Annotated in this window: 11 protein-coding genes; 6 read left to right on the top strand and 5 right to left on the bottom strand. The window is 72.0% G+C overall.

What is annotated here, in order from left to right:
* On the top strand, nucleotides 1-581 hold a 581-nt coding region (locus tag AB0G02_RS17650), incomplete at its 5' end, for a helix-turn-helix domain-containing protein (protein WP_360795118.1).
* A 78-nt stretch (nucleotides 582-659) separates the two neighbouring features.
* Here the strand turns inward: AB0G02_RS17650 and AB0G02_RS17645 are convergent.
* The gene (locus AB0G02_RS17645; protein WP_360795115.1) at nucleotides 660-1,208 is read right to left on the bottom strand and encodes a helix-turn-helix domain-containing protein; all 549 of its coding nucleotides are present in this window, start codon (nucleotides 1,206-1,208) and stop codon (nucleotides 660-662) included.
* Between the two features lie 99 nt (nucleotides 1,209-1,307).
* Here AB0G02_RS17645 and AB0G02_RS17640 point away from each other — a divergent pair, with 99 nt between their 5' ends.
* Complete coding sequence (locus AB0G02_RS17640; protein WP_360795112.1) at nucleotides 1,308-1,763, top strand: nuclear transport factor 2 family protein; 456 nt, start codon at nucleotides 1,308-1,310, stop codon at nucleotides 1,761-1,763.
* A gap of 87 nt (nucleotides 1,764-1,850) precedes the next feature.
* Here AB0G02_RS17640 and AB0G02_RS17635 read toward each other — a convergent pair whose 3' ends face one another.
* Nucleotides 1,851-3,065, bottom strand: a complete 1,215-nt coding sequence (locus tag AB0G02_RS17635; RefSeq protein ID WP_360795121.1) for a tannase/feruloyl esterase family alpha/beta hydrolase — start codon at nucleotides 3,063-3,065, stop codon at nucleotides 1,851-1,853.
* A gap of 488 nt (nucleotides 3,066-3,553) precedes the next feature.
* Here AB0G02_RS17635 and AB0G02_RS17630 point away from each other — a divergent pair, with 488 nt between their 5' ends.
* Nucleotides 3,554-3,820 (top strand): hypothetical protein, encoded by a 267-nt coding sequence (locus AB0G02_RS17630; RefSeq protein ID WP_360795110.1) that lies wholly within the window; start codon nucleotides 3,554-3,556, stop codon nucleotides 3,818-3,820.
* A gap of 67 nt (nucleotides 3,821-3,887) precedes the next feature.
* Here AB0G02_RS17630 and secA2 read toward each other — a convergent pair whose 3' ends face one another.
* Nucleotides 3,888-6,209 carry an accessory Sec system translocase SecA2 gene (gene secA2, locus AB0G02_RS17625; protein ID WP_360795107.1) on the bottom strand — a complete coding sequence of 774 codons (2,322 nt, stop codon included), beginning with the start codon at nucleotides 6,207-6,209 and terminating at the stop codon, nucleotides 3,888-3,890.
* Nucleotides 6,210-6,419: 210 nt separating this feature from the next.
* Between secA2 and AB0G02_RS17620 the strand changes: the two genes are divergently transcribed.
* Entirely contained in the window at nucleotides 6,420-7,307 is an 888-nt protein-coding gene (locus tag AB0G02_RS17620; RefSeq protein WP_360795104.1) for a hypothetical protein, read from the top strand.
* A 143-nt stretch (nucleotides 7,308-7,450) separates the two neighbouring features.
* Here AB0G02_RS17620 and AB0G02_RS17615 read toward each other — a convergent pair whose 3' ends face one another.
* Both AB0G02_RS17615 and AB0G02_RS17610 read right to left on the bottom strand, forming a co-directional pair.
* Complete coding sequence (locus AB0G02_RS17615) at nucleotides 7,451-8,737, bottom strand: MFS transporter (protein WP_360795102.1); 1,287 nt, start codon at nucleotides 8,735-8,737, stop codon at nucleotides 7,451-7,453.
* 11 nt (nucleotides 8,738-8,748) lie between these two features.
* The gene (locus AB0G02_RS17610; RefSeq protein WP_360795099.1) at nucleotides 8,749-11,187 is read right to left on the bottom strand and encodes a carboxyl transferase domain-containing protein; all 2,439 of its coding nucleotides are present in this window, start codon (nucleotides 11,185-11,187) and stop codon (nucleotides 8,749-8,751) included.
* A 103-nt stretch (nucleotides 11,188-11,290) separates the two neighbouring features.
* Here AB0G02_RS17610 and AB0G02_RS17605 point away from each other — a divergent pair, with 103 nt between their 5' ends.
* Together AB0G02_RS17605 and AB0G02_RS17600 are read left to right on the top strand one after the other, a co-directional pair.
* Nucleotides 11,291-12,364 carry an ATP-dependent DNA ligase gene (locus AB0G02_RS17605; protein ID WP_360795096.1) on the top strand — a complete coding sequence of 358 codons (1,074 nt, stop codon included), beginning with the start codon at nucleotides 11,291-11,293 and terminating at the stop codon, nucleotides 12,362-12,364.
* A gap of 27 nt (nucleotides 12,365-12,391) precedes the next feature.
* Nucleotides 12,392-12,834, top strand: a 443-nt coding sequence (locus tag AB0G02_RS17600; RefSeq protein WP_360795093.1) for a hypothetical protein, incomplete at its 3' end; no start/stop codon positions are given.

The raw sequence follows: 12,834 nt of genomic DNA, 5'->3' as shown, positions 1-12,834 counted from the left end.
TGCTCGCCGCCGCCGCGCACCTCGCGTCCTCGTGCCGCGGCCTGGCGGGCGTGCACAGCGAGCACGTGGTGCTCGTGCTGCCCGGCGCCGACCCGGCGTGCGCGGCGCAGGACGCGGCCCGGGTGCTCGGCAAGGCGGTCGGCCTGCCGGTGACCGTCGGCTCGGGCGGTCCGGCGCACGGTCCGGAAGAGGTGGCCGCCGCGCACGCCGAGGGCGTGCGGTGCCTGAAGGCCTTGCTGCAACTGGGCCGCAAGGGCACCGGCGGCACGCTGGCGGACCTGGGTTTCGTCGGCGTCCTGCTGGGCGACCGGGCCGACATCGGGGGCTACGTCCGCTCCACCCTCGGCCCGCTGCTGGACTACGACTCCAGCCGGGGCACCGAGCTGGTCCGGACCGTGACCGCGTACTTCGCGTGCGGCGCGAACCTCAGCCGGGCCAAGGAGGAGCTGCACGTGCACGTGAACACGGTGGTGCAGCGCCTGGACCGGGTGGCCAGCCTGCTGGGCGACGACTGGCAGTCGCCGGAACGGGTGCTGGAGGTCCAGCTGGCGCTGAAGCTGATGAAGGTGCTGGGCGACTGACGCACCCCGGCGGCGTGTCGAGGGCGTCACCGCCTCTGCCGTGATCGGCACGGTGGCCAGGTCAGGGGTTGCCCACGCTCACCCGGTCGGTTCGGAGAGCCCCGCCAGCACGACGTCGATGGCCCGGTCGAGGGTGTCGGGCGGGGTCGGCATGGTCGCGGACGCCTGGGCCAGGCCGCGGATCAGCAGGTAGACCTCCTCGACCGTGGCGGAAGCGCGCACCGCGCCGGCGTCCTGACCCCGGCGGAGGACGTCGCTCACCGCCGCCTTCAGCCGGTTCGACGCGGCGGCGGCGCTGTCCGGGAACCCGCCGCGGTCGGTCAGGACCGAGATCAGGGCCAGCTTCGTGGCGCCGCTCACGATCATCGCCCGCACGAGGGTGCGCCAGGCCGCGGCGGGGTCGTCGGCGGCCAGCGCGTGCGCCCGTCCGGTGAGGTGGTCGAAGTGCCGCAGCAGCGCCGCCTCGATCAACTCCTCCTTGGTCGGGAAGTGGCGGAAGACCGTGCCGATCCCGACCCCGGCCCGCCGCGCCACCTCCTCGGTCGACCCGGCGGCCCCGTGCGCGCCGAAGACCTCCTCGGCCGCGGCCAGGATCCGCTCCCGGTTCTCCCGCGCGTCCTGGCGCATCCGGACCTCCTCCCGAGTCGGGCTCGTCGACAGGACTGTATCCGGAGTCCGGACTTCGGTACGGTAACCGGAGTCCAGACTCCGAATCCTGGGGGAACCATGCCGTCCGCACCAGCCGATGTCATCCGAGCCGTCGCCGCCGGCGTCGGCCGACTCGTCACCGAGGACCTCACCGAGCCGGACCGGCAGGCCCTGCTGGACCACCTGGCCGGCCTGTACGCCGAGCACACCGACGTCCGGCACCCGTTGTCGCCGCTGGGCGACGCGCCGCTGCGCACCCGCGCCGAGCTGCGCCGGCACTTCGCCGGCGGATCGGCCCGCGCACGGGGAGCCGAGCGGTTCGAGGCGGTGGGCGAGGTGCGCGAGACCGCGGACCCCGAGGTGGTCGTGTTCGAGTTCCACTACGTCGGCTCGGTGGAGGGCCGCCCGTTCTCGGTGCCGTGCGTCTTCGTGAGCCGGGTGCGCGACGGCGTCATCGTCGAGTCGCGCGACTACCTCGACCACGTGGGCATGGCGCGGGCGTTCGGCCGCCTCGGGGACCTGCCGCCGCACTGACCGCCGAGGCGGCCCGCTGAGCTGCCCCGCCCCGCGCAAGGCCCCGCAGCTCGGCTACCGGAACACCGAGCGGCGGGGCCTACCGGTTCACGACAGCGCGCACTCGGTGGCGTTCACCGTCGCCGGACGGGGGACGGTCGTCGACGCGGGCGGCCGGGTGCCCGACAGCCAGGCCTCCAGCGCGGTGAACGCCGACCGGTGGCACGGCGTCAGCGGGCGCAGGCGGTCCGGGAACGCGTCGAACAGCGAGTCCACGTGCGTGCCGCCCTCGATCCGGTAGTAGCGGAACAGCGCGCTCCGGCCCGCGTGGCGCACCATGTCCGCGTACACGTCGGAGTCGCGGGAGATGGGCAGCAGCACGTCCAACGTCCCGTGCAGCGTGAGCAGCGGCTTGCCGATCCGCCCCGTCAACGCGATCCGCTCCACCGCCCGCTGCGCCCGGGGTCGTGCCGCGTAGTCGTAGTCCGCGTCGCACAGCGGCGTGCCGGGCGCGCAGAACGGCGTGCCCGCCTCCGCGTCACCGTCCCACTCCGGGTCCAGCTCCTCGCGGTAGATCCGCTGGGTCAGGTCCCAGTAGTACTGGTAGTGGTACGGCCACAGGAACTTCGACTCGGCCGGGAACCCGGCCGCCACGACCGCCGACTCGTCCCCGGTCGCGTAGCCGGTCAGCGCGGGAGGCAGGAACGTCAGCAGGTTCGGGCCCGCCGCGGTCCACAGCGTGCCCTCCCAGTCGACGCCGCCGTCGTACAGCTCGGGCCGGTTCTCCAGCTGCCACCGCACCAGGTAACCGCCGTTGGACAGGCCGGTGGCCAGGGTCCGCGACGGCGGGCGGCAGTACCGCTGCGCCACCACGGCCTTCGCCGCGCGGGTCAGCTGCGTGACCCGGTGGTTCCACTCCGCGATCGCGTCACCCGGCCGCGAGCCGTCCCGGTGGAAGGCCACGCCCGTGTTGCCCTTGTCGGTCGACGCGAACGCGTACCCGCGGGCCAGCACGAAGTCGCTGATCGCGCGGTCGTTGGCGTACTGCTCGCGCACGCCGGGGGAGCCGGTCACGACGAGGCCGCCGTTCCAGCGCTCCGGCAGCCGGATCACGAACTGCGAGTCGTGCGCCCAGCCGTGGTTGGTGTTGCCGGTGGAGGAGTCGGGGAAGTAGCCGTCCACCTGGGTGCCCGCCACGGGGGTCGGCGCGGGCAGACCGGCCGGCGTGAGGCCCGCCCAGTCGGCGGGATCGGTGCGGCCTCCGGCGGTGGACAGGTCGACTAGCCGGGTGAGCTCCTGGTGCTCGGCACCGGGAACGCGCAGGGGTCCGCACCCTTGGGCGGACGCGGGGACGGCCTGCGCCGTCGTCGCGAGGAGCGCTGCGATGAGCGGAACGGCGATGTTCACCCGAGGCACGGTAAGACGGCCCGCCGCACCGCGTAATGGGGCTTCCCGCCATGGCCGGCGGGGCGGATGTGGTGCGCGGAGCTATCGCTGGCACACCACCAGGTGACGCTCAGGCAGGGGGTTGCCTCGACAGCGCGTCACCGTGGTCGGTCAGCGGCGTTTTCACCATTACGGGCGACGCCGATCGGAGGTTAATGGCGACGCGTTCGGACGCCACGGCCGCTCGAACGGCCGTGTCCTGGACGTCCCCGCATGCTCGCCGTGGTCCCTCGCTCGGCGGTGTCACCAGCGGTTACACGATCGGCGCGTTTCGAGCGCCCGGCCAGGGGTAGCTGAGTTGACCCAGCGAAGTTCGCACTGCCAGGTGATTTACGTTCACCCGGCGTGAGGTGTCTGCTTCCGGGGTGACTGAGCAACGGCGCTCTACGCGCACAGACCAGGAGTGGGACCTGATCCGGCGCATCCAGAACCTGGCCCACCGTGCCGAACGCACCGCGTTCGACCACTCGAACCTCGTCGGTCCCCCACCGTCCCAGCAGCACCTGGACATCCTGGCGGAGATCCGGGCGCTCACCGAGCAGGCGGTGGCGCAGCGGATCCCGAGATCGGCCGCGCTGCCGAGGCAGGCCGAGCCCGTCGAGGGCACGAAGGTCACCGCACCCGTTCGTTGACGCCGGCGCGGGCTGGGCCTCGTCTCCCAGCCCGCGCACGGGTCACCGCAGCAGCAGGGGCGCCGGCCTAACGGCGCCGCACCAGCTTGACGAGCCCCTTGAACGTCTCCTCCAGGCCGGAGGAGAACGGGTTGTCGTTGACCAGGTAGGTCCAGGTGGTGTTCGGGCGCTGCACGCCCGCCTCGGCCAGGTGCGCGCCGTCGGCGTCGATCTGCACCTTGGCGAAGGTCTCCTCCGCCTCGTCCCACGCGTCCGCGATGATCTTGTGGTAGGCCGGGATGGCCTCCCGGTGGAACTCGTCCAGCGGGTTCTGCCGCGCCAGCGCCCGCAGGTGGATGCCCTCCCGCAGGTCGGTCAGGAACGTCAGGTGGTCGCTCCACCGCTGGTCGAGGTGGTGCAGCGCGATCAGCCTGGCCGCCTTGACCTTGACCGCCTCGTCCAGGTCCTTCAGCTCGTGCGCCTTGTCCGGCTTGCGCTCGGACAGCTCCTCCCAGGCCAGGTCGGTGCGCAGCAGCTTGTCCCGGTACTCCAGCAGCAGCTGGCGCTGGTGCTCGATCAGCTTGTTGTACCGCCACGTGTTGCGGTGGATCTCCAGGTGCACGCCCTCCGCGACGCGCTGCGCGTGCTCCACCGTGTGCAGCGTGCCCGCGTCGGTGATGCGGCCGTCCTCGTCCACCTCGGCCGGCTCGTCGTGGTCGGGCACGTACTGCGCGACCAGGTCGTCCTGCAACGAGGAGAAGAACACCGACCCGCCGGGGTCGCCCTGGCGGCCCGCGCGACCGCGCAGCTGGTCGTCCAGCCGGCTGCTGGAGTGGCGGCCGGTGCCGATCACGTAGAGGCCGCCGAGCTCCGCGATGCGCTCCCGGTCGGTCGAGTCGTGCCCGCCGAGCCGGATGTCCGTGCCGCGGCCCGCCATCTGCGTCGACACGGTGACCCGCTGGAACGAGCCCGCGTCCGCGATGATCGACGCTTCCTCGGCGTCGTTCTTCGCGTTCAGCACGACGCAGTCGTCCAGGCCGGCCTCCGCGAGCTTGCGGGTCAGCCGCTCCGACTCGGCCACGTCGAGCGTGCCGACCAGGATCGGGCGGCCCGTCTCGTGGATCTTCTTGATCTCGGCGACGACCGCGGCTTCCTTCTGCTCCAGCGTCGCGTACAGCCGGGGCGCCTCGTCCTCCCGGATCGTCTCCACGTTCGGCGGGATGACCAGCACTTCCAGCTGGTAGAAGTCGCGCAGCTGCTCGGCCACGGCCACCGCCGTGCCGGTCATGCCGCACACCTCGGGGTAGCGGCTGAGCAGCGCCTGGACGGTGATGGAGTCCAGCACTTCGCCCGCGTCCGTGGTGGCCACGTTCTCCTTGGCCTCGACCGCGGCCTGGAGGCCGTCGGGCCAGCGCTGGAGCTTCGCGATCCGGCCGCGGGTGTCGTTGATCAGGTGCACCTTGCCGTCGCGGACGATGTAGTCCACGTCGCGGTGCAGCAGGACCTGCGCGTGCAGCGCCACGTTGACCTTGCTCAGCGTGGTCGACACGTGCTCGTCGGAGTACAGGTCGATGCCGCCGAGCGACCGCTCGACCAGCTCGCTGCCCGCGCCGGTGAGGTAGACGTTGCGCTCTTCGTCGTCGATCTCGAAGTGCAGGTCGCGGCGCAGCCGCTTGACCAGGTCGGCCAGCGCCGGGTCGACCGCGGGGCCCGCCGTGGAGCCCGCCAGGACCAGCGGCACGCGGGCCTCGTCCACCAGGACCGAGTCCGCCTCGTCGACGAGGGCGACGCGCGGCTGGGGCACGATGATGTCGCCCTCGTCCGTCGCCAGCCGGTCGCGCAGCACGTCGAAGCCGATCTCCGAGACCGAGGCGTACATGACCTCGGACTGGTAGGCGGCGCGGCGCTCCTCGGGCTTGGAGCTCTGGTTGATCCAGCCGACGTTCACGCCCATCAGCTCGTAGAGCGGGCCCATCCACTCCGCGTCGCGCTGGGCGAGGTAGTCGTTGACCGAGACCACGTGCACCTGGTCGCCGCGCAGCGCGAAACCGGCCGCGGCGATGGCGCCGGAGAGCGTCTTGCCCTCACCGGTGGCCATCTCGACCACGTGGCCCTCCAGGAGACCCAGCGCGCCGAGGATCTGCACGTCGAACGGGCGCAGGCCGAGCGCGCGGTCGGCGGCCTCGCGGCCGAGCGCGCACACCTCCACCAGCTCGGGACGGCCGAAGTCGTCCCTGTCGCGCAACGCGGCCGCCGCAGCGGTCAGTTCCTCGTCGCTGAGCTTCTTCACGCGTTCCGCCTGCTCGTTCACCTCGTCGAGCAGCTTGCGGTACGGCGTGAGGTCGGCGGAGCCGGGCTTCTGCGCGAACCGACGCAGCCGCTGCTTGAACCGTCCCAGGAGAGTGGTCACGGCACGGCAACGTACGGCAAGCGCGCAACGTTCCGCACGTCACCCGGTTGACAGTTCACTCCTGGGGTGCCGGATCGGCCGCCTGGACCGCCTCCCGCTCCGGCCGGCGGACGAATCCTGGGGCTTTCCCGTCGAAGTGCGCCCTTCGGTACGACTACGTTCGGTTACGCTTCAGTACTCGAACGTGGCCGAGTCTTCCCAGGAGGCGGGATGCTCACTCGGTTCATCGCATGGTTGGACGACCTGCTGGCCGACGAGGGCAGCCCCGCGATCGTGAAGGCCGTCCTCGGCATCCTGTCGTTCGCCGTGCTCCTCGGGGCGTTGCTGGGCAACACCGCCGTGAAGGCCGGGGCCCTGGTCGCGGCGCTCCTCGTGCTGCTCTCCGCGGGGTTGGTGCTGCTGTCCGACCGCAGGGCGACCCTTCATCGACTGGAGGTCCACCAGCAACTCGTCTCCCGCTACACCAAGCTGGCCTCGGACGGGGAACCGCTGGAGTACCGGGTCTTCGACTGGGACGAGTCCCTGACCGTCGCCCCCAACGGCGACACCCGCAGACGGCTCACCATCCGGGCGCAGGTGGTCACGGACGACTTGTGGGCCGTTCGGCTCGTGCACGGCTGCGGGTGGCCACAGCCCGCCAAGTACCGGCGCAGGGTCGCGGTGGTGGCGCGGAGGCTGCTGGCGGAGGGCGTGCCGGGACCGAAGATGTCCACCACGTCCGCTTGGACCACCGAGGGCAGGTTCGTGCTGATCGTCCACTTCCGCTCGGCGGTGCCGCGGGGCAGCTCGTTCGGCGTCGTGGTGGAGTGCGATTGGCCGGGCATGTGCGTGCCGCTGATGCGCGACCGCAGCCCGGACGACTTCGTCCTCAGGTTCCGCACGCCGGTCGAGCACGTTCGTTACCTGGTCGCGCTCCCGCAAGGGCTGGACGCCTACGTCGAGCCGTTGGGCTTCACCGCGGGTGACGACGGCTTCGAGCTGGTCCGGGCCGTGGACGGGAGCGGTCACCCGCTGTTCGGTGTCGAGTCGTCCGCGGTTCCGCTGCACAAGGACATCGGCATGCGCATCGAGGTCAAGCGGAAGGGTGTGCTCCCGTGAGCACACCCTCCCCGTCAGCAGTCGTTGCCGCTCTCGCTACCCCGTGGACGAATGATGCTCGGTCTCCTTCCGGGCCGTGCGCGATCACACGATCCGAACGTAGTCCGGGCCACTTGGAATATCGATCGGCTGTTCGTCCCAACTCAGGACCGGTGGGTCTCCCGCAGACCGAGGACCGACGCCAGCGTCACCACGCCCATGACCAGCAGGAACGCGGACACCGACAGCGTCGTGCCGGTGGCCGCCAGCAACGCCGTCATGATGACCGGCGTGCCGCCGCTGACCAGGATCGACGCCAACTGGTATGCCAGCGACGCCCCCGAGTAGCGCACCTGCGGCTCGAACAGCTCGGCCAGGTAGGCCGCGACCGGCCCGTAGACCAGGCTCGACCCGACCCCGGACACGGCCAGCGCCACGAAGATCAGCCCCAGTGACGCGGTGTCGACGAGCCAGAAGTAGGGGAACGCCCAGACGATCATGGCCACCGACCCCGCCACGATCAGCGGACGCCTGCCGTGCCGGTCCGACCACCTCCCGGCCAGCAGGATCACCGGCACGCTGAGCAGCGACGACAGCAGCGTCACGACCAGCACGGAGTTGCGCGCCAACCCCAGCTCGCGCGTCGTGTAGTCGAGGACACCCGCGATCGACACGTAGAACACCGCGTTCGACGCGAACATCAGCCCCGCGCCCAGCAGCACCGGCTTGCGGTGCGTCCGCAGCACCTCCCGCAACGGCGTCGGAGGAGGACCCTCCGGCCGACGCGCCTTGATCTCCCGGAACACCGGGCTGTCCTCCACCTTCAGCTGGATGAACAGCACCACGGGGAACAGCAGGGCGCTCGCCAGGAACGGCACCCGCCACCCCCACGTGACGAACGACGCGGCCGGCACCAGCGCTCCCACCAGCAGGAACGCCACGTTGCCCAGGATCACGCCCAGCGGCACGCCCGCCTGCCCGAACGTCCCGGCGAACCCGCGCCGCCCCGGCCCGGCGGTCTCGGTCAGCAGCAGCACGACCCCGCCCCACTGCCCACCGACCGCGATGCCCTGGAGGAACCGCAGCAGCACGAGCAGCACCGGCGCCAGGACGCCCACCGTCGCGCTGGTCGGCAGCAGACCGATCAGGAACGTCGCCGCCGCCATCACCGCCAGGCACGTGACCAGCGCGGGCTTGCGGCCGAACCGGTCACCGACGTGCCCGAACACCAGGCCGCCGACCGGTCGGGCGACGAACCCGGCCCAGAACGTGCTGAACGACAGCAGCAGCCCGACCAGCGGTGACGCCTCGGGGAAGAACAGCTTCGGGAACACCAGCGCCGCGGCGGTCGCGTAGATGAAGAAGTCGTACCACTCGAGCGACGAGCCGACGAGACCGGCGGCCATGAGCTTGCGCAGCGTGCGCCGCTCGGGCGGAGCGGTCGTGACCATGTTGTTCCCCTTCACCAGGTGTCCACGAACGGGCGTTTCTTGCCGGTCCCGGCACGGCCGGGGGCGGGACCGGTGAGCAGGGTGGTGATCCAGCGCCGGGTGTCCGCCGGGTCGATCACGTCGTCGATCTCGTACGCGGAGGCCACGTTCAGCGCCTTGCCGTGCTCGTAGGCGGCCGAGACCATCGCCTCGAACATCTCCTTGCGCTGCGCCGGGTCGTCCACGGCGTCCAGCTCGCGCCGGTACCCGAGCCGCACCGCGCCCTCCAGGCCCATCGGGCCGAACTCGCCGCTGGGCCACGCCACGGCGAACAGCGGCACCTTGAGGCTGCCCGCCGCCATCGCCTGCGCGCCCAGCCCGTAGGCCTTGCGCAGCGCCACGAACCCGAACGGCACGTCGAGGTTCGCGCCGGTCACGAGCATCCGGGTCAGGTGCCGCACGGTCGCGGTCCGCTCGGCGTCCGGCCCGACCATGAAGCCCGGCGTGTCGCACAACGACACCACCGGCAGGTCGAACGCGTCGCACAGCTGGAGGAACCGCGCGGCCTTGTCCGCGGAGTCGGCGTCGATCGCGCCGCCGAGGTGACCGGGGTCGTTCGCGATCAGCCCCAGCGGCCTGCCCTCGACCCGGACCAGGGCGGTGACGATGCCGCGCCCGAACTCGCGGCGCAGCTCCAGCACCGAGCCGGTGTCCGCGACGGTCTCCACCACGGCCCGCACGTCGTAGGCGCGGACCCGGTTCTCCGGCACGAGGTGGCGCAGCAGCCGCTGGTCGGCGCACTCCCAGTCCTCCACCGGCCCCTGGAAGTAGGACAGGTACTTCTTGGCCACCGCGACGGCCTCGGCCTCGTCCGTCACCAGCACGTCGATCACGCCGTTGGGGACCTGCACGTCGACCGGGCCGATCTCCTCGGGCCGGAACACGCCCAGCCCGCCGCCCTCGACCATCGCCGGACCGCCCATGCCGATGGTCGCGTCACGGGTCGCGATGACCACGTCGCACGTGCCCAGCAGCACCGCGTTGCCCGCGAAGCACCGCCCGGACGCGATGCCCACCAGCGGCACCAGCCCGGACAGCTCGGCGAACAGGTGGAACGCCATGCAGTCCAGCCAGCTCACCCCGCCGTGGTCGGTGTCGCCGGGCCGTCCGCCACCGCCCTCGGCGAACAGCACCACGGGCAGCCGCCGCTGCGCGGCCAACGTGAACATCCGGTCCTTCTTGGCGTGGTTGCGAATGCCCTGGGTGCCCGCCAGCACCGTGTAGTCGTAGGACAGGGCGACCACCTGGCCGTCGTTGACCGTGCCGACGCCGGCGACGAGCCCGTCCGCGGGCGTGCGCTCGACCAGCTCGTCCAACGACCGGCGGCGGCGTTGCGCGGCGATGGCCAGCCCGCCGTACTCGACGAAGTCCGCGCACAGGTCCGCGATGTTCTCCCGGACCGTGCGGCGGCCGGCGGCGTGCCGCTTCGCCTCCGCCTCGGGACGGGAGAAGTCGTGCCGCGCCAGCGTCTCCGCGAGGTCCGGCCGCACCTCGTCCAGGTCGACCTCGACGGCATTGCCGTCGACCGCCTTGCGCGCCAGGTCCGCGTCCTCGCCCTCGGCCAGCAACGCGCCCTCCGCGACCGTGTCACCGACCTCGACGAGCACCCGCGCGTCCCCGATCGGCACGACGTGCTGCATCTTCATCGCTTCCACGACGACCGTGCCGGCCTCGATCGCGACGACCGTGCCCTGCACGGGGCTGCGTGCGCCGGTGTCCTCGCGGGGCAGCGAGTCGACCAGGCCGGTATGTCCTCTCAGGACGTCCGGGTGGTCGAGCAGGCCGCGCAGGAAGCCGATGTTGGTCCTGGCACCGTCCACGGTGAACTCGTCCAGCGCGCGCCGGGCGCGGCGCAGCGCGGTGCCCAGGTCGTCGGCGTGCACCACGACCTTCGCCAGCAGCGGGTCGAAGTCCAGGCCCGCCCGGTAACCGGTGGACGCGTGCGTGTCCACCCGCACGCCCGGCCCGGACGGCGGCACGAACGCCGACAGCCGTCCCGTCGACGTCAGGCTCACCCGCAGCTGCATCGCCGCGCCGCGCGGCGTGTGCGCCAGGTCCGGCTCCACCTCGGTGGCCAGCAGCAGCTGGGCGCGCACCAGGTCCAGGCCGGTGACCTGCTCGGTGACGGTGTGCTCGACCTGCAACCGCGGGTTGGCCTCCAGGAACGCGAACCGGCCGTCCGGCGCGAGCAGGAACTCGACCGTGCCCAGCCCGGTGTACCGGACGGCCCGCGCGATCGTGGCCGCCGCGTCGTGCAGCGCGGACCGCAGGTCGGGGGAGAGGTCGGGCGCGGGCGCGATCTCGACCAGCTTCTGGTGCCGCGACTGCAACGAGCAGTCCCGGTCGCCCAGCACCGTGGTGCCGACCAGCTGCACCTCGACGTGCCTGGCCGGTTCCAACAGCTCCTCCACGAACACGGCGTCGCGACGTGCTGCCCGCGGCGGTGCGGCTCGATCTGGCCAAGAGGGAGCGCCAACACGTGCGCCGAGGGCGTCCACCAGGCAGGATGGCCGGGTGGCTCTCCCGTTGACCCCTCCCGTGCAGCCGATGCTGGCCAACGCCGTGGACAAGATCCCGACCGGCGCGGACCTGGTGTTCGAGCCGAAGTGGGACGGCTACCGCTGCCTGGTGTTCCGCGACGGCGACGAGCTGCTCCTCCAGTCCCGCAGCGGCAAGCCGCTCAACCGGTACTTCCCGGAGGCCGAGGCCGCGCTGCTGCGCACCCTGCCGCCGCGGGTCGTGGTCGACGGCGAGCTGGTCGTCGCGAAGGACGACAAGCTGGACTTCGACGCGTTGTCCGAGCGCATCCACCCGGCGGCGAGCCGCGTGCGGCTGCTGGCGGAGCAGACGCCGGCCAGCTTCGTGGCGTTCGACGTGCTGGCGCTGGGCGACGAGGTGCTGCTGGAGCAGCCGTGCACGCGTCGGCGGTCGACGTTGGAGGGCCTGATCACGCCCGGCGACGGCCTCTACCTCACCCCCGCCACCACCGACGGCGACCTGGCGATGCAGTGGTTCGAGCTGTTCGAGGGCGCGGGCCTGGACGGCGTCATCGGCAAGCCCGCCGCGGGCGAGTACACGCCGGGCAAGCGCAGCATGATCAAGGTCAAGCACGCCCGCACCGCCGAGTGCGTGGTGGCCGGGCTGCGCTGGCACAAGGACACCGACCCGGGCACGGCGGTCGGCTCGCTGCTGCTCGGCCTGCACGACGACGCCGGCGTCCTGCACCACGTCGGCGTGGTGGGGTCGTTCAAGGCGGACGAACGGCGTGCGCTGGCCGAGGAGTTCAAGGACCTCATCACCACCGGCGAGCACCCGTGGCTGGTGGAGCCGGACGGCCGCCGCCTGCCCGGCGAGGTCAACCGGTGGCGCGGCAAGCACGCCGACTGGGTGCCGTTGCGGCCGGAACGGGTGCTGGAGATCGCGTACACGCAGACCGAGGGCGCGGCGCCGGTGCGGCTGCGCCACAACGGCCAGTTCCGGCGGTGGCGGCCCGACCGCGAACCCGCGTCGTGCCGCTACGACCAGCTCGACCAGCCCGCGCGCTACGACGTGGAATCCGTGCTGAGGGGCGAAGTTCGCCCCGCGTGACCACCCGGGTGAGTACCGTGACGGTCTGTGGCTGATGTGGTCTTAACCGATGTCGAGGAACTCGTGCGGGAACTCGACGCCCGCATGCTGCACGACTGCCGGCGGTTGTCGATGTGGCGGGTCGTGCACCGCACCACGGGGCTGTTCTACACCGTGGTGCTGATCCTGGTCCCCGCCGTGCTCGCGGTGGGTTTCACCTCGTCGGAGACGGTGCTGGGCAAGGTGCTGCTGCTCGCGGCGGCCGTGGTGGGCGGGCTGAACGTCACGTTCCGGCCCTACCTGCACAGCCTGAAGCGGCGCAACGCGGTGAACACCATGCGGCGGCTGCGCGACGACTTCCGGGCCGACGTGGTCACCGCGGTGGGCGACGACGTGCTCGTCGTCTACCGGAAGTACTCGGCGGCCTACGCCACGATCTTCGAGCAGCGCGGCGGTGAGCTGGTCGACGGGCGGCTCAGCGTCGACGAGCC

This window comes from Actinosynnema sp. NPDC023658 (assembly GCF_040639995.1).
Lineage (GTDB): Bacteria > Actinomycetota > Actinomycetes > Mycobacteriales > Pseudonocardiaceae > Actinosynnema.
The sequence above is the reverse complement of the archived record's forward strand: the minus strand, read 5'-3'. Positions and strand labels throughout refer to the sequence as shown.

What these genes read in the sequence shown, in the direction of transcription:
- AB0G02_RS17645 (WP_360795115.1), bottom strand. Translation starts at nt 1,208, where the DNA reads ATGCGCCAGGACGCGCGGGAGAACCGGGAGCGGATCCTGGCCGCGGCC.
- AB0G02_RS17640 (WP_360795112.1), top strand. Translation starts at nt 1,308, where the DNA reads ATGCCGTCCGCACCAGCCGATGTCATCCGAGCCGTCGCCGCCGGCGTC.
- AB0G02_RS17620 (WP_360795104.1), top strand. Translation starts at nt 6,420, where the DNA reads ATGCTCACTCGGTTCATCGCATGGTTGGACGACCTGCTGGCCGACGAG.
- AB0G02_RS17615 (WP_360795102.1), bottom strand. Translation starts at nt 8,737, where the DNA reads ATGGTCACGACCGCTCCGCCCGAGCGGCGCACGCTGCGCAAGCTCATG.